Origin of the sequence: Mycobacterium asiaticum (assembly GCF_001668675.1) — a bacterium.
Classification (GTDB): Bacteria; Actinomycetota; Actinomycetes; order Mycobacteriales; family Mycobacteriaceae; genus Mycobacterium; species Mycobacterium asiaticum_D.
Window position 1 is genome coordinate 18,411 of the sequence record NZ_LZKQ01000046.1, and the last position, 26,050, is coordinate 44,460.

General features: G+C 67.8%; 16 protein-coding genes. 4 read left to right on the top strand and 12 right to left on the bottom strand.

Features of this window, described 5'->3' with window-relative positions:
• Nucleotides 1–26: 26 nt before the first annotated feature.
• The 4 genes from A9X01_RS31040 to hrcA all read right to left on the bottom strand — a co-directional run bounded on the left by A9X01_RS31040 (nucleotide 27) and on the right by hrcA (nucleotide 5,302).
• The gene (locus A9X01_RS31040; protein ID WP_065119465.1) at nucleotides 27–1,817 is read right to left on the bottom strand and encodes a PE domain-containing protein; all 1,791 of its coding nucleotides are present in this window, start codon (nucleotides 1,815–1,817) and stop codon (nucleotides 27–29) included.
• A gap of 443 nt (nucleotides 1,818–2,260) precedes the next feature.
• Nucleotides 2,261–3,022, bottom strand: a complete 762-nt coding sequence (locus A9X01_RS04400; protein WP_065119466.1) for a 16S rRNA (uracil(1498)-N(3))-methyltransferase — start codon at nucleotides 3,020–3,022, stop codon at nucleotides 2,261–2,263.
• A gap of 18 nt (nucleotides 3,023–3,040) precedes the next feature.
• Nucleotides 3,041–4,186 (bottom strand): molecular chaperone DnaJ, encoded by a 1,146-nt coding sequence (dnaJ, locus tag A9X01_RS04405; RefSeq protein WP_065119467.1) that lies wholly within the window; start codon nucleotides 4,184–4,186, stop codon nucleotides 3,041–3,043.
• Nucleotides 4,187–4,270: 84 nt separating this feature from the next.
• A complete protein-coding gene (gene hrcA, locus A9X01_RS04410) occupies nucleotides 4,271–5,302 on the bottom strand; it encodes a heat-inducible transcriptional repressor HrcA (protein ID WP_065119468.1) in 1,032 nt (343 codons plus the stop codon).
• 162 nt (nucleotides 5,303–5,464) lie between these two features.
• Here hrcA and A9X01_RS04415 point away from each other — a divergent pair, with 162 nt between their 5' ends.
• From A9X01_RS04415 to A9X01_RS04425, 3 genes are all read left to right on the top strand, one after another.
• The gene (locus A9X01_RS04415; RefSeq protein WP_065119469.1) at nucleotides 5,465–5,770 is read left to right on the top strand and encodes a type II toxin-antitoxin system VapB family antitoxin; all 306 of its coding nucleotides are present in this window, start codon (nucleotides 5,465–5,467) and stop codon (nucleotides 5,768–5,770) included.
• A 140-nt stretch (nucleotides 5,771–5,910) separates the two neighbouring features.
• Entirely contained in the window at nucleotides 5,911–6,522 is a 612-nt protein-coding gene (locus A9X01_RS04420; RefSeq protein WP_065119470.1) for a carboxymuconolactone decarboxylase family protein, read from the top strand.
• On the top strand, nucleotides 6,519–7,388 hold the full coding sequence (locus A9X01_RS04425) for a sigma-70 family RNA polymerase sigma factor (protein WP_065119481.1): 870 nt from the start codon (nucleotides 6,519–6,521) through the stop codon (nucleotides 7,386–7,388). The genes A9X01_RS04420 and A9X01_RS04425 overlap by 4 nt, the downstream gene beginning before the upstream one ends.
• Nucleotides 7,389–7,468: 80 nt before the next feature.
• Here the strand turns inward: A9X01_RS04425 and A9X01_RS04430 are convergent, their stop codons facing one another.
• The 8 genes from A9X01_RS04430 to A9X01_RS04465 all read right to left on the bottom strand — a co-directional run bounded on the left by A9X01_RS04430 (nucleotide 7,469) and on the right by A9X01_RS04465 (nucleotide 25,547).
• On the bottom strand, nucleotides 7,469–7,975 hold the full coding sequence (locus tag A9X01_RS04430) for an MTB12 family secreted protein (protein WP_436405230.1): 507 nt from the start codon (nucleotides 7,973–7,975) through the stop codon (nucleotides 7,469–7,471).
• Nucleotides 7,976–8,196: 221 nt separating this feature from the next.
• Entirely contained in the window at nucleotides 8,197–10,818 is a 2,622-nt protein-coding gene (locus tag A9X01_RS04435; RefSeq protein WP_065119472.1) for a LuxR C-terminal-related transcriptional regulator, read from the bottom strand.
• A 43-nt stretch (nucleotides 10,819–10,861) separates the two neighbouring features.
• Entirely contained in the window at nucleotides 10,862–11,176 is a 315-nt protein-coding gene (locus tag A9X01_RS04440; RefSeq protein WP_065119473.1) for a DUF3303 domain-containing protein, read from the bottom strand.
• A 96-nt stretch (nucleotides 11,177–11,272) separates the two neighbouring features.
• Nucleotides 11,273–11,476: a hypothetical protein gene (locus tag A9X01_RS04445; protein ID WP_065119474.1), complete on the bottom strand. Its 204-nt coding sequence runs from the start codon at nucleotides 11,474–11,476 to the stop codon at nucleotides 11,273–11,275.
• 82 nt (nucleotides 11,477–11,558) lie between these two features.
• Nucleotides 11,559–15,038 carry a non-ribosomal peptide synthetase gene (locus A9X01_RS04450; protein ID WP_065119475.1) on the bottom strand — a complete coding sequence of 1,160 codons (3,480 nt, stop codon included), beginning with the start codon at nucleotides 15,036–15,038 and terminating at the stop codon, nucleotides 11,559–11,561.
• 12 nt (nucleotides 15,039–15,050) lie between these two features.
• Nucleotides 15,051–19,595: a non-ribosomal peptide synthetase gene (locus A9X01_RS04455; protein ID WP_065119476.1), complete on the bottom strand. Its 4,545-nt coding sequence runs from the start codon at nucleotides 19,593–19,595 to the stop codon at nucleotides 15,051–15,053.
• 7 nt (nucleotides 19,596–19,602) lie between these two features.
• Entirely contained in the window at nucleotides 19,603–24,567 is a 4,965-nt protein-coding gene (locus A9X01_RS04460; RefSeq protein ID WP_065119477.1) for a non-ribosomal peptide synthetase, read from the bottom strand.
• A 20-nt stretch (nucleotides 24,568–24,587) separates the two neighbouring features.
• A complete protein-coding gene (locus tag A9X01_RS04465; RefSeq protein WP_065119478.1) occupies nucleotides 24,588–25,547 on the bottom strand; it encodes a methionyl-tRNA formyltransferase in 960 nt (319 codons plus the stop codon).
• 251 nt (nucleotides 25,548–25,798) lie between these two features.
• On the opposite strand from A9X01_RS04465, the gene A9X01_RS04470 reads away from it, so the two are divergent.
• Nucleotides 25,799–26,050 (top strand): GNAT family N-acetyltransferase (locus A9X01_RS04470; protein WP_253848924.1); only part of this gene is annotated, 252 nt, incomplete at its 3' end.

Genomic DNA, 26,050 nt, shown 5'->3' on the forward strand with positions numbered 1-26,050 from the left:
TCGCGCCTCCTCTAATTGTCGAGCCGTTAGAACGGCAGTGCCAGCGCGGCCGCGCTGACGCCGATCGCACGGTTGCCCGTGAGGTCGAAGCCGCGGTTGTTGTCGCCGAGGTTGCTGACCCCGACGTTGCGGTCCCCGATGTTGTCCAGGCCGAAGTTGTTGTTGCCGATGTTGTTGAAGCCGACGTTGAAGTTGCCGGTGTTGGCGCCGCCGAGGTTGAGGCTGCCGTTGTTGGCGTCACCGAAGTTCAGCATCCCGTGATTGCCGTTGCCGAAGTTGAGGAATCCCTGGTTGTTGTCACCGAAGTTCAGCAGTCCCAAGTTGCCGCTGCCGCCGTCGAGGAACGACAGGCCGGTAGCGTCGAGGATCGCTTCCTGTGCGATCACGGCCCATTGGTGCACCGATTGGGCAACGCTGTTAGTGATAGAGGCGCCAAAGGAATTGACGTAACTGTTGACTCTCGCCACTTCGGTGTTGATGTTTTGCGCGAAGTCGTATGTGGTGTTCAAACCTCCCGAGACGACGCTGACGGGATTGGTGGCGGAGCCCTGGCCCGGTTCGGCAGTAGCGCCCGATGCGCCTGTCGCGCCGGGTTGACCCAGCGCTCCCCCCTGGCCGCCCTGGCCACCGTGTCCAGGTGTGCCGGGCAGCCCGCCGAGACCGCCGATTCCGCCGATGCCGGGATTGCCTCCTGCTCCGCCCTTGCCTGCGGCCCCGCCGGTGCCGCCGTCGCCGCCGTTACCGAACAGGCTGCCGTGGCCCCCGGCACCGCCGACACCGCCCTTTCCGCCGAAGCCACCGTAACCACCAGCACCAGTCAGGATGTCGCCGTTGCCGCCGGCACCGCCAACGCTGCCGGCACCCCCGACGCCGCCGGTGCCGCCACTACCGAACAGCAGTCCGGCGTCCCCACCGATTCCTCCGCCGCCCCCGTTGCCGGCTTGCCCACCGGCGAAACCCCCGCCGGTGGGAATGGGCAGCCGTCCGCCGGTGCCACCGCTGCCGCCGGCGCCGCCGGTTCCGCCCGCGCCACCGCCGCCGCCCAGCACGCCGCCGTGTCCGCCGGCCCCACCGGCACCGCCTTGCCCGCCGACCGCCCCGGGATTGGCCCACGGGCTTGCTCCATCCACACCGGCGCCGCCAGTGCCTCCGGCGCCGCCGTTACCGAACAGGCCCGCCGCGCCGCCGACCCCACCGACGCCGCCCGTCCCCGCGGTCGAGATGGCGATTCCGCCATCACCTCCGGCGCCCCCGGTGCCGTAGAGCCAGCCACCAGCCCCGCCGCTGCCACCCGTTTGGCCCGCGGCGCCGGCGCCTCCGACGCCCCCGTTGCCGATAAGTCCGGCTGCGCCGCCCGCTCCGCCGGCACCGTTGTAGCCGTTGCCGCCGTTGCCCCAGAGCAGACCACCGGCTCCACCGTTGGGGTTGGCCGCGCTTCCGGGTGTCCCGTCACCGATCAGCGGGCGTCCCAGCAACGCGTTGGTGGGCGCGTTGAGCGCCCCGAGCAGCTGCTGATCGACGCTTTGCATCGAGACATTGCCGGCCTCGGCGGTGGCGTAAGAGTGCGTGCCCACGCTCAACAACGCGACGAACTGCTGATGAAACAGCGAGGCCTCAGCGCTGATCGTCTGATAGGCCGCGCCATGAGCATTGAACAGCGCCGCGATCGCCGCGGACACTTCGTCGGCACCGGCACCCGCCACGCTTGTCGTCGAGGTCACGATCGCGGCGTTCGTTTGGCCCAGCGCCCACTCGATACCGGCCAGATCGGTTGCCGCGGCTTGCGCGAACTCAGGCGCCACAAACACAAAGGACATGACAAAACCACCCTCCGGCCATGAAGTCGAAAAGCTCTGGGAATTAAGGAATTTCGAGGAAAGTACTGCTGCGCTATGCGGTGAGTTCAGAAGTCACTGCCGCGAATGACTCGGCAGCTGTTGACACCCGTTCTGCCAGAAGGCCTCAGATCGCTGATGCCTGGGAAAATGTGCGCAGAGCCGATTTTCGGCGGCAACACCGCGAAGTTCACCACAGCACAACCGTTCCTTTCCTTGCACCTGAGTGCAAGTCACCCGGTTCGCGAGCGGGCGACCTCCTCCTGTCGCCATGCGCCCGGTCCGTCGTCGACGCGGGGACGACACGTCCCCGCAATCCGATACATTTGCGTTTAGGATACATTAACGGATCAAATTGTCCATTCGTGAGTGGCCTCGCCACTCGCCGACTTGACCGAGGCATAGATTTCCTCGCGACTCACTGGCTAGAGACTGGACGGCGAATCCCACCGCGCGGTAAGCACTCCCAGCGCCCCCATCGCCACCGCGGCCGCGGTCGAGGTGCGCAGCACGGTGGGCCCCAGCCGAATCGCCGCGGCGCCGGCACCGGTCAGGGCGGCCAGCTCGTCCGGCGCGATGCCGCCCTCGGGACCGACCACAAGGGTCACCGAATTGGCTTGCGCCAGAGGGCAATCAGCGATCCGTTGCGTCGCCGACTCGTGCAGCACCGCCACCACACCACCGGCGGCGACCTCGTCAACCACCCGCGTCACCAATTCCGCGGTGGACAGCACCCCGTCGACGGCCGGGATATGCGCCCGACGGGATTGGCGCGCCGCCGCGCGCGCCACGGCTCGCCACCGGCGCAAGCCCTTGTCGACCCGGGCGCCCTCCCAGCGAGCGACACAGCGCGCCGCGTGCCAGGCCACGAACGCGTCGGCACCGGCCTCGGTCGCCGACTCGATGGCCAGTTCGGAGCGCTCGGACTTGGGCAGCGCCTGCACGATTGTCACGGGTGGTTGCGCGCCCTGGACATTCCAGCGCTCCAGCACCCGCGCCCGCAGACCGTCGCGTCCGGACTGCTCGACCTCGCAACGGGCGAGTTCCCCGACGCCGTCGCCCAGCACCAGCTCCTCGCCGACCCGGATCCGCCGCACGGTGGCCGCATGAAACCCTTCGTCGCCGGCTACGACGGCGAGGCCGCCGACGTCGGGCAGCCCGTCGACGTAGAACAGCGTCGCCACCATGAGCGGCCCGCGCGGAGACTAGCGTCCGGTGAAGGTTTCGCGCAGCCGGCTGAACAGCCCGCCGCCTCCGCCGTGCGACGAGCGGACCTCAGCAACGTCGCGGCTGCGGCGGCTCTTCAGCTCGCGCAACAACTCGGTGTCGCGGTGGTCCAGCCGGGTGGGCACCACCACCTCGACGTGGACATGCAGGTCACCGCGCGTGCTGGACCGCAGCTGGGGCATCCCGCGGCCGCGCAGCGTGATCGTTGCGCCGGGTTGGGTGCCGGGCGGAATGACGACCTCGCTCATGCCGTCCAGGATCGCGTCCAGGGTGACGGTGGTGCCCAGGGCGGCGTCGATCATCGGCACCGAGACCGTGCAGTGCAGGTCGTCGCCCTCCCGCGCGAAGATGTCGTGGGCCTGCTCGTGAACCTCGACGTAGAGGTCGCCGGCCGGTCCCCCGCCCGGGCCCACCTCGCCCTGCGCGGCGAGTCGCACTCGCATGCCTTCCGCGACGCCGGCCGGGATCTTGACGGTGATGTCCCGGCGGGCGCGCACCCGGCCGTCACCCATGCACTGATAGCAGGGGTCGGGGATCACCACGCCCACGCCGCGGCAGGTCGGACACGGCCGCGAGGTCAACATCTGCCCGAGCAGCGATCGCTGCACGGTTTGCACCTCGCCGCGGCCCGCGCAGGTGTCGCACGGGACCGGCGCCGAGTCGCCGTTGGTTCCCTTGCCCTGGCATCGGTCACACAGCACCGCAGTGTCGACGGTGACCTGCTTGGTGACGCCGGTGGCGCACTCCTCGAGGTCCAGCCGCATCCGCAGCAGCGAGTCCGACCCCGGCCGCACCCGGCCGATGGGGCCGCGCGAACCGCCCCCGCCGAACCCGCCGCCGAAGAACGCCTCGAACACGTCGCCCAGGCCACCGAAGTTGCCGAACCCGCCCGCCGACGCGCCGGCGCTTTCCAGCGGGTCGCCGCCCAGGTCGACGATGCGGCGTTTCTCCGGATCGCTCAACACCTCGTACGCGGCGCTGATCTCCTTGAACTTGGCCTGCGCCGCCTCATCAGGGTTAACGTCCGGATGCAGTTCGCGCGCCAACTTGCGATAAGCGCGTTTGATCTCGGTGTCGCTGGCGCCCTTGCTGACGCCCAGCAACCCGTAGTAATCGCGTGCCACGATTAACCCTTCCCAAGCTCTGTCGAGAGCCCTGTAAGCCCGCCCCCTACGGGGCCGTACCCAAACTCTGTTGCGGGCGCGCGGTCATCGAGCGCCCAGCACTTCGCCGATATACATGGCAACCGCGGCAACACTGGCCATAGTTCCCGGATAGTCCATCCGAGTGGGTCCCAGCACACCCATACCGCCGTAAACGGTGTCGTTGGTGCCGTAGGCGGTCGTCACCATCGAGGTGCCGGCCATCTGCTCCGCCTCGGTCTCGTGGCCGATGCGCACGGTCACCTTGCCGGCTTCCTGTTGCGCAGCCAGCAACCGCAGCACGACGACCTGCTCCTCCAGCGCTTCCAGGATGGAGCGCAGGGAGCCGCCGAAATCGGCCGCATTGCGGGTCAGATTGGCGGTGCCGCCCATCAGCAGACGTTCCTCGGTGTGCTCCACCAGCGATTCCAGCAACACCGTCGCCGAGCGCCCCACGGCGTCGCCCAGGCCGTCGCCCTTGTGCAGCCCGCCGGCCAGATCGGCCACCGCGACCGACGCCGCCGCCAGCCGCTTGCCCACCAGTGCCTGGCCGAGCATGTCTCGGAGCTGGGTGAGCTGGTGCTCGTCGATGACGTCGCCGAGTTCGACGATGCGTTGATCGACCCGGCCGGAGTCGGTGATCACCACCATGAGCAGCCGGGCCGGGGTGAGCGCGATGACTTCGAGGTGGCGGACGGTGGAGGTGGATAGCGTCGGGTACTGCACCACGGCGACCTGACGCGTCAGCTGGGCCAGCAGCCGCACCGCCCGGCGCAGCACGTCGTCGAGGTCGACGGCGGACTCGAGGAAGTTCTGGATCGCGCGCCGTTCGGCCGACGACAGCGGCTTGACGTCGTCGAGTCGGTCGACGAATTCGCGGTAGCCCTTCTCCGTGGGCACCCGGCCCGAACTGGTGTGTGGCTGAGTGATGTAACCCTCGGCCTCCAGGACCGCCATGTCGTTGCGGATGGTGGCGCTGGAGACGCCCAGATTGTGACGCTCCACCAAGGATTTGGAACCTATCGGCTCGTGGGTGGAAACGAAGTCGGCAACGATTGCGCGGAGCACCTCGAAACGACGCTCGTCTGCGCTTCCCATCGACTGTCACCTCCTATACACCCACTGGCCGCGTTCATTTTACGGTCTCAGCAGGACCTGACCTGCCAACCGGGATCTGCGGCCGATACGGCATCGGCGCCCGTGTCGCTATAGCCTTACCCAAATGTTCCCGTGGAGCACGCCAGGCGAAAGCGACAGCGAATGATCTTCAAGGGCGTACGCGAGGGCAAGCCGTATCCGGAGCACGGGCTGTCCTATAGAGACTGGTCCCAGATTCCGCCGCAACAGATCCGGCTCGACGAGTTGGTCACGACGACCACGGTGCTCGCCCTGGATCGTCTGCTGTCGGAGGACTCGACGTTTTACGGCGATCTGTTTCCGCACGCGGTGAAGTGGCGCGGCATCGTCTACCTCGAGGACGGGCTGCACCGAGCGGTGCGCGCGGCGCTGCGGAACCGGACCGTGCTGCACGCACGGGTCTACGACATGGATATGGCCGTCGGGTAACTGGGCCGAACAGACGCTAAAGCGCCCTTTTCGGTCCCCGAAAAGGTGCTTTAGCGTCTTCTCGCGGGGAACCGGTCACATCCGTGCGCGGCCGAGTGTCGATCTAGTCAGAGAACTAGGGACACATTCCAGGAGGTGCCATGACACCGAAATCCGGGCCACGACTGACCGGAGTCGCCGACCGCGACGCCGGCTTGAGCGCAAAGATCGCGTTTTTCTTCACCAGGCGCCAGTTCAAACGGATGACGGGCCGCGAAACCGCGACGATGCTGGAACCGATGCGGATGTATGCCCATATCCCCCGGCTGTTGCGGGCTTACGGGCGCCTGGAACAGGCCGAGGCGAAACTCGACGTCCTCAGCCCGCGGCACCGCGCGCTCGCCGAACTCAAGTCGGCGATGACGGCGCGCTGCGAATTCTGCATCGACCTCGGCTCCCAAATCGCCCGCGGATGGGGCATCACCGATGAGGAGCTGCTGGCAATGTCCGACTATCGCAACGCCGACTGCTTCTCCGAAGTCGACAAATTGATCCTGGACTACGCCACGGCGATGACCCGCACACCCGTCGAGGTGACCGACGAGCTGTTCGAGCGGCTGCGTGCGCATTTCGACACCGCGCAACTGGTCGGCCTCACCCACGTCATCACGCTGGGCAACCTGCGCGCCCGGTTCAACCTTGCGCTGAATATCGGATCGGCGGGTCTATCGGAGGGCATGGTGTGCGCGCTGCCCGACGCCGACCGCGGATGACCCCCGACCCGGCGCTTACCACCCGCTTCGAGGCGGCCCGCCCGCGGCTGGGCGCCATCGCCTACCGGATGCTGGGCTCCCTCCACGACGCCGAGGACGTGGTTCAGGAGGCGTGGTTGCGACTGAGCACCAGCGCGACCGAGGGCATCGACAACCTGGACGCCTGGCTGACCACCGTGGTGGCGCGGATCTGCTTGAACACCCTGCGGTCGCGTCGGGTCCGCGCCGGTGAGCAGCTGGTTGCGCAGGTGCCGGATCCGATCGTGGAAACGGACGGCGAATTCGACCCGGAACATCGCGCCATGCTGGCCGACGCGGTGGGCCTGGCGTTGTTTGTGGTGCTCAGCACCCTGCCGCCGGCCGAGCGGCTGGCGTTCGTGCTGCACGACGCCTTCGCGGTGCCTTTCGACCAGATCGCACCGATCGTGGAGAGGTCACCGGAGGCGACCCGCAAGCTGGCGAGCCGCGCCAGGCGGCGGATCCAGCAGGCGGATCCCGTTCCGGACAGCGACCTGACGGCCCAGCACGACGCGGTTGCCGCCTTCTTCGCGGCCGGGCGCAGCGGAGATTTCGACCGCCTGGTTGCGGTGCTGCACCCGCAGGTGGTGCTGCACGGCGATTTCGGTGGCGGCACGCCCGGGTTCCGCGCCCAGGGAGCGACGCGGGTGGCCGAGTTGGCCCGCGGCTATGCGGGCCCGGAGCGCGAGGTGCGGGCCGCGGTCGTCAACGGAGCCGCCGGGGCGGTGGTGTTCATCGCCGGGCGAGCTGTCGCGGTGATGGGATTTTTGGTCCGGGACGCCCGGATCGCGGCGATCGATGTGCTGGCTGACCCGGATCGGCTGGCCCGCCTCGAGCTGCGCATGTGACGGAAGGGTGCGCGAGCAGACGCAAAAGCACCCTTTTCGGGCCCGAAAAGGGTGCTTTTGCGTCTTTTCGCGAGGGGGACTTAGCCCGAGGCCGCCTGCAGCAGCTGCATCGCCGAGCTCCGCGACAACACCCAACCGCCCTGGTTGACGAAGGTGATGTTCTGCGTCACCGGCGGGGACAGCTTGGGCCCGGAGACGGCGACGTCGGCCGTGGCCGCGCCGGGCTCGGCGGCCGGCTGGATGTTGGCGATGTTGAACTGCAAGGGCAGCTGACCGTTCTTGGCCGCCTTCTTCAGCTGGTGATCGGCGAGGCGCGCCTCGGTCCCGCCGATGCCGCCCTCGACCAGATTGCCCTTGTTGGCGAACGACACATTGGGATCGGCGAGGTTGGTCAGGATGCCGGTCAGCTGCGGGGCGGTCGGCAGGTTGGCCGGCGCCGGTACCGGTGCCGGGTCCAATGGCAGTGGCGCGCCGAAGACGACGGGCTGCACCTGGTACTCCGTCGGCGGGCCGGCGCCGGCCGTCGCACCGGCCGCAGCTGCGCCGATCGCGGCGACCGCGGCCACGCCCCAGGCCAGTGATTTCATGGTTCGCACGATTGCTCTCCCCCTGTCGGATTCGCGCGGAAACGGGCGGGAACATCGGTGTTCCTCGCACGCTGGCGCGTGTTGTCGTTGTGCCAATTGTGACTGGTGTGTCGTTCTGCGGACGAACCGCGTTACATCGACATTGCCACATGAGCGGTTCACGGAGCTATGGCGGAGCTGTGTAGCAGCTATGCGTCGGGCCGGATGCGGACCCGGCACAGTCAGCCGAGGGGACGGAGTAGAGCCGCAAGTTCCTCGCGACTCGAGACCCCGGTTTTCGCCATCGCCCGGTATATGTGGGCCTCGACTGTGCGTACGGACAGCGTCAGGCGCTCGGCGACCGACCGAGTGGACAACCCGCCGCTGAGCAACGTGACGATCTCCCGTTCGCGGAACGTGAACGGGACTTCGATGCTGGCTTCTCGTAGCGCGGGCGTGGCGGCCCCGCCGCACCGCTCGGCAAGCGCCTGCGCGCGGGTCGAGCAACCCAGCGCCGATCCCCGTAGGCCCTTACCGCGATACGCAATTGCCGCGTGCGCGGCCGCATCCACCGCGGCGACGAGATCGCCCATGCCTTCGAATTGTTCAGACGCCGTTGCCAATCCGGCTGCGTCACCGTCGGCCAGGGCGGCGGCGAATCGAGCGGCGATACCGACCCGGGGGCCCTCCACCGTATTGGCGAGCTCGCGCAGCCGGGGCGCGGTGGAGCTGTCACCGAATTGCGTCGCGGCCTGCAGACACATCACCTCGGCGGCGAATTGTCCGTTGGTCCTAGCTGTTTGGGCTGCAACCGCCGCGACCTTGGCTGCTTCGCTGACCGCGCCCTGGCAGGCAGCCACCCAGGCGCGCGCCAGATCACGCTCGTAATCGACGAATCCCCAACTCCGATGGTGTTCGGCCTCGGTGGCCTGCAGCGCAGCAGCCGCCTCGTCGACCAGACCGCAGGTTGCCAGTGTGGTGGTGAGCGGAATCAGGTACCGGTACCGAAAACCGTTGGAGTCGCCCGTGAACAGCTCGGCAACCGTCTCCAGCAGCGATCTCGCCTCGGTCAATCGGCCCGAGCCGAGCGCCACCCGGCCCACGATCGCGGTGCTGAGCAGACGAGCGACGCCCGGCACATCGACGGTGTCCGCACGGGCCTGCTCCGCCGACGAAGTCGCGTCGGCCATCCGACCGCCCTGCAGGAGCGCACCGACGTGCCGGTCGACGATGAGCAATCGCATGTGGGCTGCGGTTCCCATGCGCTGTGCGTATGCGGAGCCGACCGACGCCGCCCGGTCCGCCGCCACGCCGTTGCCTGCGTCGCCGTTGGCGACGACGAGAGCCCAGGCCGCGGCCGCGCTGATGATCGCGGGCAGTTGTTCCAGATCGACGCCTGCACCGAGTTCGATCGCCTTGTCCGGGCGAGCCATCGACGCCCAGTAAACGGTGAGATACGCGTTGATCCAGCTGCGGGTCGCCGCCGTCGTCGCTATCCGCGCGGCCTCGTCGAAAAGCGACTTCGCACCATCGGGATCTCCCAGCCCCCACAGCTTGCAGAAGCCCCGATGCCCGAGCAGGTACACCCGGTCGGACTCGGACAGGCCCTCGGTGGGCGTGCCGGCCACCACCGCGTCGGCCTCCTCGCCGCGGCCCTGCCACGCCAGCGCGAACGCGCGAATGTTGTACGCCTGCGCTCCGGCTCCGGCCCTTATCGCCGCGGCGGACAGCCGGTCGGCCAAGGGTGCGTCCGCCAGGAACATCGCTCCGTCGGCGGCCCTGACCAGCAGATCGGGGTCGGGGACCAGATCGGAATCGACGCTCAATACCGCGCGCCGCACCACCATCCGCACATCGCCGTGTTCCGCGGTGGCCGCCAGCTCTGCGGCGACCCGGCCCCGCAGCCTGCGTAATCTCGTTGGCGCGGCCCGCTTGCGGCGTAGTTCGCCATAAAGCGGATGGGCAAGCCGGACTTCCATCCGGCCGCCGACCTCGCCGACCGTGATCAGGCCACGCACGTCGGCCTCCTCGATCGCCTCGGCATCGGCGATCCGCGCCAAGGACGCCAGCTCGATCGGCTCCCCTACCGCCAGCGCGTCCACCACGTCGCCAACCTCGGCTGAGAGCGTTCCCATTCGCGAGTCGATCAGCTCGGCCAGGCTGGGCGGCACGATCGGATCACCGTGCCAGCGCCAGTGGCCGTGGCGTTTCGCGAGCCGCCCGTCGGCCAGCTCTTGCTCGACGATGTTGCGCAGGTACAGCACGTTGCCCCGCGTCAGCCGCCAGAGCCGTTGGGCGGCATCGGGATCCACCGGGCCGCCCAGTGCGGCAGCCAGCAGCGTGGCGGTTTCGTCGGCGGAGAGCGGCTGCAGGTCCAGGCGCTCGAACCCGGCGCCGCGCCAGATGTCCTGTACCGCATTCGGAACCGGTTCGCCGTTGCGAACGGTCAACAGCACCCGCGCCGCCCGCCGCTGAACGATCTGGTGCAGCACGAACGCGGACAGGTCGTCGAGCAGATGGGCATCGTCGACGGCGACCACCACCGAAGCGTCCGGCGGCGCGGCGGTGAGCGCGCCGATGACATCGCGGAGCAGGTGGACCAGTTGACCCTCTGCGGGTTCGGGGGTACCGACCCACGCGGCAAACGCACCCAGTGGGATCGACCGCGCCGACGAACTGGCCACCGCCCAACGAATTTCACAGCCACGCGCGGTCACCGCCGCGAGCGCTTCGCGCGCTATGCGGCTCTTTCCGACACCGGCACCGCCGCAGACGATGATGCCGGACGAGCCCGCCTCGGCGATGGCGGATTCGATGACCGCCAACTCCTGCGACCGGCCGACCAGCGGCCACGTCAATCGCACCCGGTCAGCGTAGGAGGCTCTGGGCCCGCGCGCAGTCAATCACTCAAGTTTCTACGGAATCGAGGAAGTCGACGCCTTGCTGCAGCATCTGCACGGACTGGTCGATGTCAACCACAGGGTGGATTTCGTAGTCCGCGATGAAAGCGAACTTTCCGGTGACGTCGGCGAGGTCGGCCGGGTTGTCGGTTTCGATCAGGGCGAAGCCGCCGCCGCTGTCCACGCGGCCCAGGAACGCGTGGTAGGTCGAACCTGGCGGCGGCGCCCACTTGGAGAACACGGCCAAGCCACGCCGCAACGAATCTTCGTTCTCGGACGCGGTCCCGTTGAGGCGGTATGACCAGGAAACCAGATACTTCATGTTCTTCTCCTAGCGTGTGAATCTTTCCCCGGCTGCGACGGGTTTGTCACAGTTGCGAAGCCACGGACGGCTCGGCGGCCCATACCGCTCCCACCATTAGCCGACCCCGATCTGCTGTTGCAGCGCAATGAGTTTCGCCTCGGCAAGTCGATAGACACCGTCGAGGTGTTCATCCTCGACGCCGACGTACTCGCAGATCACCTCGCGGGCGGCACCGGCATCGCGCAGCCGCAACGCCAACGAGTACGGCAACGGCAATTTACGTAACGCTTGCTCGCGCTTGCTGAGACCCTCGGCCACCGGATGAGCATGGGGCGGTCCGCGTCGGCCGAATAGAGTAGTGCGGTACTTAACTTTGCTGTTCGCCGCTCGGGACGGCCGGTTACCCTTCGGCGAGGACCTCTTCGTCGCTGAGCGCCGCGACGTCGAGATAGTGCCGGGCGATGACCGCCAGCCGCTGCGGGGTGCCGCGGGCCGCCTCGCGCTTGTTCAAGCGTTCGGCGAAGCCTGCGACCGTGCGGGTCGCGAACAGGTCGGTGACCACCGCGTGGTCGACCTCCAGCCAGTCCCGCACACGTGCGACGACGGCGGTGGCCAACACCGAATCACCGCCGAGGGCGAAGAAGTCGTCGCGCACGCCAACCGGGTGCGCGTCGAGCACCTCGGCGACGATCTCGGCCAGCGCGGCCTCCAGATCGTTGGTTGGGCCGGCGTGCGCTCCCGCCGGGGTGTCCGGTTCCCCGAGCAGTGCCACCACGGCACGGCGATCCAGTTTCCCGTTAGGAGTCAACGGGATTCGCTCAAGCATTGTGATGCGAGACGGGATCATGTAGCTGGGTAGCAGCTCGGCGAGCGCGACCATGACGTCACCCTCGACCGCGTCACCGGCGATGGCCGCCACAAGTTGGGGCGCATTGGTGCCGACGACGGCGGCGACGGCGTGCCGTACCCCGGGCAGGGTGCGCAACGCGCTCTCCACCTCCCCGAGTTCGACACGGTATCCCCGGACTTGCACCTGGTGATCGGCGCGGCCGAGGAATTCGATGGTGCCGTCGGGCCAATATCTGGCCAGGTCGCCCGTCTTGTACCAGCGCATGCCCTCGTGCACGACGAAGCGTTGCCTGGTGCGTTCCGGCTCGTTGCGGTAGCCCGCGGCGACGTTGGCCCCGCCCACCCAGAGTTCGCCCGGTACCCAGTCGAGGCAGTCCCGGCCCGACGGCGACACGACCCGGCACCGCACGTTGCGCAGCGGCACACCGAACGGCACGGTCACCCAGTGCGGTGGCGGTTCGCCCGCCACTTCGCAGATGGTGCTGTGGATCGCGGTCTCGGTGGCTCCGCCGAGTCCGGCGAATCGGCATCCGGGGATCACTGCGGCCAGCCGGCGGGCCAACGAAGCCGCCACCCAGTCACCGCCGAGGATGACCGCGCGCAGGGAATCGCCAAGGCGGTTTCCGGCGCATTCCAGGATCATGTCCAGAATGCCCGGCACGCAATTAAGGATCGAAACGCGGTGTCGCCGAATAAGTTCCACCCAGGCATCCGCCGATGACCGCTGGGAGTCTTCGACCACGACCACCGCCCCGCCCGCCGCGAACATGCCAAAGATGTCGTAGACCGAGAGGTCGAATTCGAGCGCGGAGAATCCCAGCGAACGATCCCCGGTGCCCACCCCGAACCAATCGTTGACCGCGTCGATCGTGTTCATCGCCGCGCTGTGCGGCACTTCCACGCCCTTGGGCTGGCCGGTAGAGCCCGATGTGAAGAGCACGTACGCGATAGCGCTGGCATCCGGAACGACCGCGGCCGGCAGCGGCTCCGGATACTCGCGGGCCGCCTCGAGGGACAGGCTGGCGATACCGGTGTCCACCGGCGACCCGTCGGCCGTCAGCACCGCGGCAGCATCGGCGGCCGCAAGGATCTTCGCTTGCCGCGCCTTGGGTTGGTCCATACCGATCGGCAGGTAGGCCGCGCCTGCGGCCAGCACCCCCAGCACGGCAAGGATCTGGTCCCTGCCCTTGGGCAACTGGACGGCGACCGTGTCACCCGGAGCCACACCCTGCGCGCGCAGCGCACCCGCGACCGCCAGCGCAGCGCCGGCGAGTTGCCCGTAGTTCCAGCCGCCGGCCACATCGTCGTAATCCCACAAAACGGCCGCGTCCTCAGGATGTGCCGCGGCGTGGTCGAAAAAGCCCTGGTGCAGGCAGCGGCCGCTGGCGGGGCCGTCGGTTGCGTTGACCGCCGCGCGCACCTGCGCCTGGGTGGCAGGCAGCCGCACCGCCGCTTCGGCGTCCCAGGCCGTGTCGCCGTCCCCAAGGCGTTGGACGGTCTTGGTGAACGTGTCGAACATGGCGTCGACCAGACCCGGCGGGAAGGCCGCCTCGCGCACATCCCAGTTGATCAGTAATCCACCGCACAGTTCGGTGATCTGGGCATCGAGCAACACCTGCGGTCCTTGCGAGATGATCCACACCGGATTGCCGAACGTTCGGACCACCTTGTCGGAGAACAGCTCCCCGAGATCGAGGGCGCTGGTGAAGACCACCGGCGCCAGCACCGGTTCACCGCGGTGCCTGCCCAAATCGCGCAGCACCTCGAGGCCGGAATAGGCGGCGTGCGAGCCACTGTCGTACATGCTGCGCTGGACGGCCTTGGCGCGCTCCGCGATCGAGATGTTTTCGCTGACGTCGACCTCGAGCATGATCGATGAGGTGAAGTCCCCGATCACCCGGTCGATGTCGGGGTGGACGGGTTCCCGGTGGAACAACGGCACATTCAGCAGGAACCTGTCCTGGGCCGACCAGCCACCGATGGTGTCGGCGAATACCGCCGCCAACGCCACGGCCGGAGTGACGCCGCGCGCGTGCGCCCCCGAGATCAGCCTCTCCTTGGCTTCCGGTGCCAACCAATGGTCGTACCGGACGGTGCGGCGCGACGCGGCGCGCTCCGGCGCCCGGGGAAGCTCAGGGGCACCGGGCATTTCGGGAAGCCGCTGCTGCCACCACTGCCGGTCCCGCTCGTGTGCGGCGTCGCCATCGCGGCCGGCCCGGCGTTGGTCGAGGTAGCGTTGATAGCTGTAGCCGGGTATCGGCAGTGTGGCGCCGCCGTAGGCATCGGCGAGATCGGTGACCAGCACCCGATAGCTCATCGCGTCGCCGGCCAGCATATCGACGTCCAGGTGCAACCGCGCCCGGTCGTTGTACAGCGTCAGGGTGACGTCGATGACCTGCCCGTCTTCGATTGCCAACCGCTGGTGGGTCTTTCGGTCTCGGATGGCCGCCAGCTCTGCTTCCACCGCATCCGCGTCACGGTCGCGCAGGTCGACAACCTCAAACACCGGTCGACCCGGCCGCGCCAGGGTGTGCTGGGTGCCGTCCGGCAGGAACCTGGTGCGCAGCATTGGGTGGGCCGCGACGAGCGCGTCCACCGCTCGATGCAGCCGCTGCGGATCGATTGCGGCACCGTCGAACTCAACGTAGAGGTGGGCCGCGACGCCGCCGAGTTCCTGTTCGTCGGATCGCCCGATCCAGTAGGCGTGCTGCATCGGGGCCAGCGGGAACGGGGTGTTGTCGGTGGATGGCTCGGCCGGTTGTGGCCGCTCCGGAGTAGGTGGCAGCGACTGGTCACCGCTGAGCAACCCGTGCCAGGATTCGACGGTCGGACTGGCGGCAAGCTCGGCGAAGGTGATGTCCGCGCCGCGCTTACGCCAACCGCCCGCCAGGGACATCATGCGAATAGAGTTGAGCCCCAGCTGGATCAGGTCGTCGTGGTCTGCGACGTCGGCGGCCGGGCAACCCAGTTGGGCCGCGATCGTGGCCTTGATCTCGTCCTTGCTGATCCACTCCTCGCCGGGCGGCGGCATGTGCAGTCCTTCCTAATCCGCTTCGGGATTCAGGTCCAGCGCGGCGGCCAACACCGCGATCGCCCGCTGCCAATGCTCGCTGAGGCGATCGATGTCAGCGCTGCCGAACAGGGCGTCACTCCACAGCACATTATTGATCAGCACCCAACCGGCCGGGGTGGCGGCGATCAGCACGCTCATGTTCAGCGCGAAGCGCAGCGGTAGTTCCGGTTCGGGATCGACAGGCAGCGTTTCGATTTCGGCTCCGCTGAGCAGTGACCACGGTTCGTTCGTGGCGCCGCTGAGGTCCAGTCGGCCCATGTAGTTGAACAGCAATTGCGGCTCGGCCGCCTCTTGCAATTCGGGGATTCGGGCGATATAGCGAAGCAGCCCGTAATCCAGGCCTTCGTGCGGCACCTCGTCCAGGTGCGTCGTCACCGAGTCGAGCAGTCCGCGTGCCGCCGCGGGGTTCGCCTCGAGCCGATCGCTGTCCATCGTGTCCGTGCCGCTGCCCACCCCCAGCCGCACCGGGAAGGTGTTGGTGAACCAGCCGACGGTGTTCGCGGTGTCGGTATCCAGGACCGCGTCGGCGCGGCCGTGGCTGTCCAGTGCGATCAACGCGCCCGAAGACGGATCGTGCCCGGCGGCCCGGCGGTAGTTGCCGATGGCGATGGTGGCCGCGCACAACAGGATCGCGCGCATGCGGTCCTCGCGCGTGAGCGCGGCCTGCAGGCGTTCGGTGATTTCGACCGGGGTGTACACGGCGGTCACCTGGAGTTGCGACCAGGTGTCACGGGTCGGGTCGGGGTGCCGCGTACCCAGCGCGGGATCAGCGTCGCGGACCTGCGCCAGCCAGTAGTCGCGCTGAGCCAGCACCTCGGGTTGCGCCGCCCGCTCCCAGATCAGCCGGCACCAGCGGCGGTAGGAGGTGAACTCCGGCAACGCCTTCGGTGTTTCGCCGGCCTGCAGGGAACGCCACGCCTCCTGGATGTCGCTGACCAGGATGTGCCAGGACACCACGTCTACCACCAAGTGGTGAATGGTAAGCAGCAGCAGGTCGGCACCGGCACCGGTGAACCACACCGCCCGCACCATCGCGCCCGCGTGCGGATCGATCTCGTCCATCACCGCGCGCGCGGCATCCGGGATGGCCGCGGCCACGGCGGTTCCGGTCGGCACATTCACCTCGGACAGCAACTCAGCGGCACTCACCACGCCGGGCGGACGGGTCACCAGGCGGGCACCGTCGGGCGTTTCGGTCAGCGTCGAACGCAGCACTTCGTGTCCGTCGAGCAGCAGTTGGAGTATCAGCTCGATGACTGGCCGCTCGACCCCGGCGGGCACTCGCATCAGGATGGTGTTGGTGAAGCGCCGGTAGTTACCGAACTCGTTCACCCAGGACACGATCGGCAACGGCAGCACCTCGCCGTAGTCGGCGACCGTGGCAGCATCGTCCGCGCCGTTCCACGCGTCGACGGCGGCCGCCAGCTGGCGAACGGTCGGGCAGCTCAACACCATTCGCGGTGTCACGGGGATGTCGCGACGCTGGGCCTTGTGGACCACCGAGATGGCCGAGATGCTGTCCAGCCCGAGTGAGAAGAAGTCGTCGTCGACATGTGGCATCACGCCACTGAACTGCTCGGCGAATATCTCGCACAACGCACGTTCGGTTTCGGTGGAAACCGCCGCGCCGCTCGCCGTCACAGAAGTCAATGCATCGTGAGCCAGCCGGTCCAGCACCGCCCCGTCCAGCTTGCCGTTGGCATTCACCGGCAGGCGCGGCAACGCCACGATCCTGGCCGGGACCATATACGACGGCAGGTGTTCGGAAAGTGCGGCGCGCAGCCGGACCGGATCCGATTCCGAGCCGTGTTGCCAGACAACGAATCCCACCAGGACGGGGCCAGATTCGCGACGCAAGACGGACACCGCCGCGTCGTGCACCTCGGGCTGATTGCGCAGTGCGGACTCGATCTCCCCGATCTCCACGCGGTAGCCCCGGATCTTGACCTGGTCGTCCTCCCGTCCCAGGTACGCGTAGCCGCCGTGCGGCAGCCGGCGCACCAGGTCCCCGGTGCGATACATGCGCCGGCCGGGGCGGAACGGATCCGCGACGAAGCGCGCGGCGGTCAGCGCGGGCTGGCCTACGTAACCGCGGGCCAGTTGCGCCCCGGAGAGGTACAGCTCGCCCACCACACCGTGGGGCACCACGCGCAGCTCCGAATCCAGTACATAGCCGAAGGTTCCGGAGTTGACCGTGCCGATCGTCGGCGCGGGGTATTCGTTGACTTCTGCCACCACCGCCTCGACCGTGGTCTCGGTGGGCCCGTAACAGTTGTGGACCGCGGTCGGCGCCAACGCGCGCAGTTGTCGCCACATCGTGGCATTGATCGCCTCGCCGCCGAGTGCGAGCACGGACAGGTTGCGCTCGGCCAGGCCGGCGGCTCGCAGTTGGACGAACATCGACGGCGTGGTGTCGATCATGTCGACGCCGAAGTCGGCCAGCCCCCGCACCAAACGGTCCGCGTCGCGCATCTCGTCCGCGTCGAACAGGTGCACACAATGGCCGTCGAGCAGGCCGACCAGGGGCTGCCATGACGCGTCGAAGCTGAACGACCACGCATGGGCGATCCGCAACGGACGCCCCAGCCGCGTCACGGCGGGCCGGTGGACACGGTCGCGGTGGTCGGCGAAATAGCTCAGCAGAGCGGCATTCGTGCCGACGACGCCCTTGGGCTCCCCGGTGGAGCCGGAAGTGAAGATGACGTAGGCGCTGTGTCCGGGATGATGACGAACCGCGGGCGGGACGGGGTCGTGCTGCCGGATACGTTGCGCCGCAGCGGGCTCGTCCAACACCAGCGTGGGTAGCCGCCCGCCGATCCGTTCCTCCTGACCGGTCTGGGTGATGGCGAGAACCGGGTTTGACTGTCGCAGCAGCGAATCGATGCGAGCATCCGGCAGTGCGACGTCGACGGGCAGGTAGGCGCCGCCGGCAGCGAGCACCCCCATGATCGCGACCACCGAAGAAGCCGATCGCGGCAACACCAGCGCGACAACGGTTTCCGGGCCCACACCCTGCTCGGCCAGCTCGCGGGCCAGCCGGGCCGCCTCGGCATACAGTCCGGCGTAGGTGTAGCGCACGCCGTCACCGGTCATCAGTGCGACCGCGTCCGGCGTGGCGCGGACCTGCCGCTCGAAGCTCTGCCACACCGATTGATCCGTCGCCGGTACCAAGACCGCGGCAAGTTCGTCCAACTCCGCGCGTTCCGCGGCGGTGAGAACATCCAGCGCGTCGGGACCTTGGTCTTCGATGTCGGGCAGCTGCCGCAACACCGAGGCCAATCGCTCGCACAGTTGCGCGGACGAAAGATGCGGCAACGCTTCACGAATCGCCTCGACGACCACAATCAACGCGTCCTCGATCAGGTGCGAGACCACCGTCAGCGGGTAGTGGGTCAGGCTTTCCCCTTCGACAGGGGTGAAGCGGGTGCCGTCCGCGGTGGTGACCGGCCGGACGGCGTCCTCGAGCGGGGCATTCTCGAACACGAACAGCGTATCGAAGAGGCTGCCGTGGCCGTGCGCCCGTTGCAACTCGGACAGGCTGAGGTAGCCGATGTCACGCAACGACGAGGATTCCCGCTGTAAGAGTCTGCATTGCTCGACCACAGGGTCCGTGCCGGTGAGGTGATGCACCACCGGAACGGTGTTGATGAACATCCCGACCATGGTCTCTACGCCGGGCAGGTGCTCAGGCCGGCCGGAGACGACGGTCCCGAAGACCACGTCGCGCCGGTCGGTGAGGCGGCTGAGCACCACGATCCAGGCGAAAAGCACCGCGGTGTTGAGCGTGAGCCCGTTCCGGCCCGCCCACCGGCGCAGCCGCGCCGTGTCACCGGAAGACAACAGCAGGTTCGCTTTTTCGGGCACGCCGTGAGCTGCCGTGGGTATGCCATCGGCCACGATGAGCGGCGCGGAGACGCGCTGCAGATAATCCGTCCACCTGGCGGTCGCGACCGTGCGGTCCTGCCGGGACAGCCAGGCGATGTAGTCCCGGTAAGGGCGCGGGACGGGTAACCCATCGGTCGAGCCGCCGGCCTGATACACCGCGAGCATCTCGGTGAAGAAGATGCCGAGTCCCCAACCGTCCACCAGGATGTGGTGGGCGGTGAAGATCATCCGGCGCCTGGTTTCGCCGGGCACCGACAGCAGCACGACGCGCAGGGCCGGCCCGCGGCTCAGGTCGAACGGCCGGCGCCGTTCCGAGCGCGCGATCGAGTCGAATTCGCTTGCCGTGGTGACTCGCTCGGACCACGGCAACTCGGCATAGGCGGGAACGATCTGCACCGGCCGCGGGACGTCGCGATCCCAGAACGCCGCGCGCAGGTTCGGGTGGCGGTCCAGCATGACCTGGGCGCTACGGCGCAGCAGCGCGACGTCCAACGGCCCGTCGATATCGGCCACCAACTGCATGGTGTAGATGTCGAGGCTGTCCTCGGCCAGGCGGTATAGGGCGAACAGGCCCTCCTGCAACGGGCTCAGCGCAAGTACATCCTCGATCTGCGGCGGCGCGGCGGTCATGGTCGGCTCAGGCCCGGTTCTGCCAGGATGCGGTGAGCGCCGCCAACGCGTCGGCGTCCAAGCCGGATGCGCTCATCGGTGCGCTGGTCGCGGTCGACTCGGGCTGCGATTCCGCAAGGTCGGCAGGTTGATCGGCCGCAGCGTCGACCGCCGCGGCCACCTCGGCGATCGTCATGTGCTCGAACACCATTGCGGGCGCCAGTGCCAGTCCCTGCGCGTTGGCCCGGGCCGACATCTGGACGGCGATGATGCTGTCACCGCCGAGCGCAAAGAAATTGTCTTCCGGTTCGACACCGTCGATCTCGAGGAGTTCCTCCAGGAGGGCGATGAGCGCCCGCTGGGTTTCCGGTGACCCGCCCGCCACGGGTTGTTCGGAACGGGCGCCGACCGGCGTCGGGGGCGCCAGCAGCTTCTCCATCACTTCCGCCGGCGCCAGGTGCAGCGCCGACAACGGCGAATCGGGCTGATCCGCAAAGGCTTCCAGCGCGGCGTCCAGTGCCTCGGCGATGTGCTGCACGGTTTGGGGTTCGTACAAGTCGGCATTGGCGACGATGCGTACCTCGAGCCCGCCGTCCGCAAGCACGTTCATGCTGACGTTCAGATCCAGCAGCGAGACATCGAATTCCATCGGAATCGCGACGACCGTCGTTTCAGGCGTGAGATCACGCGGCGCCAGCGCCCAGTCCTCAGCCCGGAAGTGGATCGAAGTTTGGAACAGCGGGTGGTTGCGCGACCTCGAGCGCGGTGGGTTCAGCGCTTCGACGAGCCGGTCGATCGGTATTTCCTGGTGCGCCAACGCATCGAGCACCACTTCGCGGGATCGCGCCAGCACGGTGCGCGGGCTCGGGTCGCCCGACAGGTCATTACGCAGCGCCACCACGTTCGCGAACGGCCCGTTCGCCGCAGCGATGGCCAGTTCACCGCGGGCCGCCACCGGGCTACCGATCGCGATGTCGGTGCCGGCACCCAACTTGTGCAGCAATACCGCGAGCGCGGCCTGATAGACCATGAACTCGCTGGCGCCCTGCGCATCGGCGAGCCGGGTGAGTACCGCGCGGCGTCCGGCCGGGAGCGTGAAGGCCGCCACTGCGCCGCGCCTGCCGATCACCGGTGGCCGCGCATGATCGGCGGCCAGGGAGAGCTCGGTGGGCATTCCCGCCAGTGTGTCGCACCAGTAACTCAGCTCACCCTGGGCCCACTCGTTCGGCACGTCGAAGGTATTGCGTTGCCACAGCGCGTAATCGATGAATTGGAACGGCAGGGTATCCCAGTGCGGAGCCGCCCCGCCCAGCCGGGCCCGGTAGGCCCTGACAAGGTCCTCGTAGATGACCCCCAGCGAGTTGTGATCGGTGACGATGTGGTGGATCAGCACCACGAGCACGTGCTGGTCTGGGCCGAGCGCCAACAACGTGGGGCTGATCAGCGGCCCCGACTCGAGATCGAACAGGTGCCGGCGCAACTCGCCGGCCTTCTCGTCGAGCTGCTCGGCGGCAATGTCGGCGACGGCGAGCTCAATGCTCAGGGCCGGCTGCACGCGTTGATAGGGCATGCCGTCGTGTTCGGCGAACGACGTGCGCAGCGCCTCATGCCGGGCCACCACGTCGTCGAGCGCGGCGGCGAGCGCGGCGATGTTCAACGGACCGGTAAAGCGAAGTGACAAAGCCAAATTGAAGACATCGTTCGCACCGCGCATCCGGTGCTGGAACCACATGGCGAGTTGGGAGTAGGACAGGGGCGGCCGGTCGGGCCGTGCCTCATGTTCCAGCCCGGGGCGGGCGGCCGCGGACCGCTCGGCCAGCAGCTCCGCCAATCCCGCCGGCGTCGGGGCGTCGAAGACGGCCCGGACATTGCAGTCGACGTCGAACTCGGCGCGGATCTGGGCGACCAGCCGCGCCGCCAGCAGCGAGTGACCACCCAGGTCGAAGAACGAATCGTCGACGCTAACCCGCTCGCAACCGAACAGCCGCCCGAAGATTGCGCACAGGCGGTGCTCGGCGTCGGTGGTCGGCTCCCGGTAGCTGCGACGCGCGACCGGGGTGGCCGGCGGTAAGGCCCGCTTATCCAGTTTCCCGTGCACCGTCATCGGGATCTCGGGGATTGCGCCGAACGCGGTGGGCACCATGTATTCGGGCAGTACCGCCGCGGCGTGGGCGTAAATCTCGCTCAGTTCGATATCGTTTTCGCCGCCGGGCACGACGTAGGTGACCAGCCTGGGCCCGGCCTCGGTGTCTTCGGCGATAACCAGGCAGTGCCGCACCGCGGGATGTGTCGCGATCACCGACTCGACCTCGCCGAGTTCGATGCGGAAGCCCCGGACCTTGACCTGCTCGTCGGCGCGGCCGACGAACTCCAGTTTCCCGGAAATGTTGCGGCGGACCAGATCCCCGGTTCGGTACAGCCGCTGTCCGGGGTTGAACGGGTCGGCGACGAAGCGCTGCGCGGTCAGGGCCGGTCGCCCCAAGTAGCCGCGCGCCAGTTGCGCGCCACCCAGATACAGTTCGCCGACCACCTCGGCCGGCACGGGCTGCAGTTCCTCATCCAGCACGTAGGTATAGACATTCCGGTTGGGAATGCCGATCGGCACTACCCCGGTTCCTTGCGGCCCCTCGACGGGCAGGTGGGTCGCACAGATGACGGCCTCCGTCGGGCCGTAGTGGTTGCGCAACTTTGCGTCGAAGTAGCCGGCGAATTTGTCGGCCACCTCCCCGGAGAGCGCCTCTCCGCCCACCGGCACATGGCGCAACTGCCGCCATTCACTGACCTGCGGCAGCAGCAACAGCGTGCTCAGCATCGAGGGCACCATGTGCAGAGTCGTGACGCCGTGGCGGCTGATCAGCTCGGCGACATACGGAATGTCGTTGAAAGCATTGGGTTTTGGCACGATCAGTCGCGCCCCGAGGGACAGCGGTGCGAAGATCTCCATCAGTGAGGCGTCGAAACTCACCGACGACGACTGGAACACCCGGTCGTCGGGGTTCAAGCTCCATTCGGCGAGGAAACCGTCCATGTGCTCGGCGATCGCGTGATGCGGCACCGCCACGCCTTTGGGTTGGCCGGTGGAGCCGGAGGTGTAGATCACGTACGCCAGGTGATCGGGCCGCAGCGGCTGCAGCCGATCGGCGTCGCTGAGCACAGCGTCGGACAGACTCGCCGCGGCGCTCTCCGCTGCCGCGAATTCGGCCTGCCCGATCACCATCACCGGGTTCGCATCCCGCACCAGATACTCGATGCGGTCCTCGGGAAAAGCAGGATCGATCGGCAGGTAGGCCGCGCCGGCCTTCAGTACGGCGAACATGGCGACGATGAACTCGATCGACGTCGTCATGCGCAGTCCGACGATGTCCTCGGCACCTATTCCGTTGCCGATCAGCCAGCGCGCCAAGCGATTAGCGCGGCCATGCAGCTGCGCATACGTCAGCTGCGCGTCGTCGGACACCAGGGCAAGGGAATCCGCCGCGGCGGCGGCCGCCGCTTCCAGCGCGGCAACCATGGTGGTGGCGGGAGTTGCGACGAGCTCGCCATGCGATTGCGCCAGCACGGCGTCTCGCTCGCCGGGCCCCAGCAGGTCGAGCGCCGCGACGCGATGTGCCGGCTCGCGCAACGCATGGTCCAGCAACTGCACGTAATGCGACAGCATCTGATCCACCAGAGCCTTCGAGAGCACCTCGGTCTGATATTCGAATTCGGCGATCATGCCGTCCGGGTCGAGCACCACCGCGAGCGCCAGCGGCACCGGTGCGGTGACGGCGCCGAGTTCGAGTTGTCGAACGGTGACACCGTCGAGGCGCAGGCCGGACACCGTCTTGCGCATGCTGAAGCCGAGACGGACCAGACGGTCCATCCCGTCCCGGCCTGCGGTCCGCTCCGGATTCAGCTCGCGCACCACGCGATCGAGACCGACGGACTGCCGGGCGAAGGCCTGCAAACAGGTTTCGGTCACCCGGTCGACCAACGAGGTGAACGTGTCGTCCGGTCGCACGGCAATGCGCAGCAACAGGGTGTTGCCGAAATATCCGATCGCGCGCTCGGCGGCGGCTCGCCGTTCGGTCACCGGCACCGAGATCAGGAAGTCTGTGGCACCGGTGTACCGACGTATCAGCGCTCCGTAGGCCGCGAGCAGCACCATGAACGGTGTGGCGGAGCGATGACGGGCGAAGTCCTCGAGCCGACCGAACAGGTCGGCCGGCACCGGCCAGGTATGTCGCCGCGCGTGCTTGGACGGGTTCGGGGACGACGCCCCGGGCAGCTGCAGCGGATCGGGTAGCGGCAGCAGGTTATTGCGCCAGTAGTCGATATCGGCGGCCGGTGGGTCCGTCCCCTCGGTGGCCGCGCGACCCAGCACCTCGACCGCAACATATTGCGGCGGTTGGCCGTTGACCGCGCCGGTGTGGTAGGCCGCACTCAGTTCGTCGAAGAACACCGCCCAGGAATCGTCGTCCCAGCAGATGTGATGCACCACCAGCAGCAACACGAATTCATCGGTGCCGGTCCGAAGTAGGGTGACCCGCAGCGGCAATTCGCCGGTGAGATCGAAGGGCCGGCCGAACTCTCGGCGAGCCAGTGCCTCGACGGTCTGCCCGTTTCCGGCCAGTTCCGTCAGATCGTTTGTCTGCCAGGGAATTTCAACGTTATCGCGGAAGACCTGATACGGCTCACCCTCGGTGTCCACCCCGTAGGTGGAGCGCAGGACCGCATGACGCGCGATGACCTCACCGACCGCGGCCCGCAGCCGCTCCTCATCCAGGGCGCCCGTCAATCGGTATGCCACACAGATGTTCAGCGTCGTGTCGGCGGTGTCCATGGCTTGCACGAACCACATCCGGCGCTGACCGGCGGACAGACCGTAGCGTCGCCCCGCTTCGAGGACGGCCACGTCCGTTGCGGGCATGCTTCCCGCCGCGCCGCTCTCGGCGATGCGACGGCGCAGCAGCTCACGGCGACGCTCCTGCACGGTCTTGGCATCGGGTGCCATCGTCGGTCTCACTGCCTCTCTCATACCGCCTGCGGCCAGGAACCACTTTCCGATGTCACATAGCCGCCGCGCGCGAAAAACTTGTCGCCGCTGTGCTCGACACCGTCGGCGGTCCGCACCAGCGTGACCACCAGCGCGTGGTTTCGGCCCCGGAACGCTTCCGGCCCCGACACCACCGCACCGCCGCCTTCCTGCACGATCACCCGGCCCGGGGTGCCACCGTATCGGGCTTCGGAGACCCGGGCTTCGAGCACCTCGATCCGTTCACCGCGGTAGAACGCGAATGGACGAGGGTAGGGATCGGACAACGCGCGCACGAACCGTTCGAGGTCGGCGGCCGGCCAGCTCCAGTCGATCAGGCTGTCGCGCTCAGATCGCTTGTGGTAGTAGGTTCGTTCGGCTTTGTTCTGCGGACGCCAGACCGCGGTGCCCGACTCGAGCGCACTCAACGCTTCGGCGAGCGCCCCGGGAATGAGGTCCATGCCCCGCATCACCAGCTCGGTGCCGGTGTCGGTCGGCCCGATCGGCAGCGCGTGCTGGACCAGAATGTCGCCCGTGTCCAGGCCGTCGTCCATCCGGTGCACGGTCAGACCGAATTCGGTTTCGCCCGAAATCAGCGCCCAGAGCACCGGAGAGAATCCGGTGAACTTCGGCAGCAACGAATCGTGCAGGTTCAAGGTGCCGTGCGGCGGAAGGTCGTACAGCTCGGCCGGCATCCAGGTGTACCAGCTGTTGACCACGATGGCGTCGGGTTCGGCGCGGCGCACCCGGTCGATGGTTTCCGCGTCGACCCGATCGGTGAGATGCACCGGGATACCGTGTTGGCGGGCCAGCTCCTCGACGGACGCCGAGAAGATCGCCTTATAGGAGTGGTCGCTGGCCGGGTGCGTCACCGCGAGGGGAACTTCGTGACCGAGGTCGATCAGGGCCTGCAGGGTCTTGTGCCCCCAGGTCTGGAATCCGAACGACACGACACGCATCAAGCGTTCCCCCCTGTGGAGCCCGCTATGAATCCCTGCATGAACCCCTCCGTCTCGTTCGTCACCGCTGCGGCCCCCTCCAGCACCCAATCCGCACCAGCAGATTATGTTAGCCTTCGCTAAGTTGCTGGACGCGTGCGGCCATGTCAATCGACTGCGGCCGGCAACCGGGCGTGGCCTGGCCATTTGAGTTGTGCGAGGTTCGCCACGAAACCGGTACAACGTGGTCAGTGGTGCGGGAAGATACCCGCGTGCAAGACGCGGTGCAGACGAACAGGCCGGACCTCGCAGGTCGGCGTGCCGCACTCGGACACCAGGGATTCGACGGCACTTTTTCGTTGCGTTCCCTCGACGTGGACCGCGACCTGGATGTGCTGCACTCCTGGATGAACGACCCGGTGGTCGCGACGTATTGGAAGAAGCCCTGGTCGCGGTCCCGGATCGAGTCGTACCTGCGTGAGCAGGAGCTCAGCGACCACTCCAGCCCCTACCTGGGTGAGCTT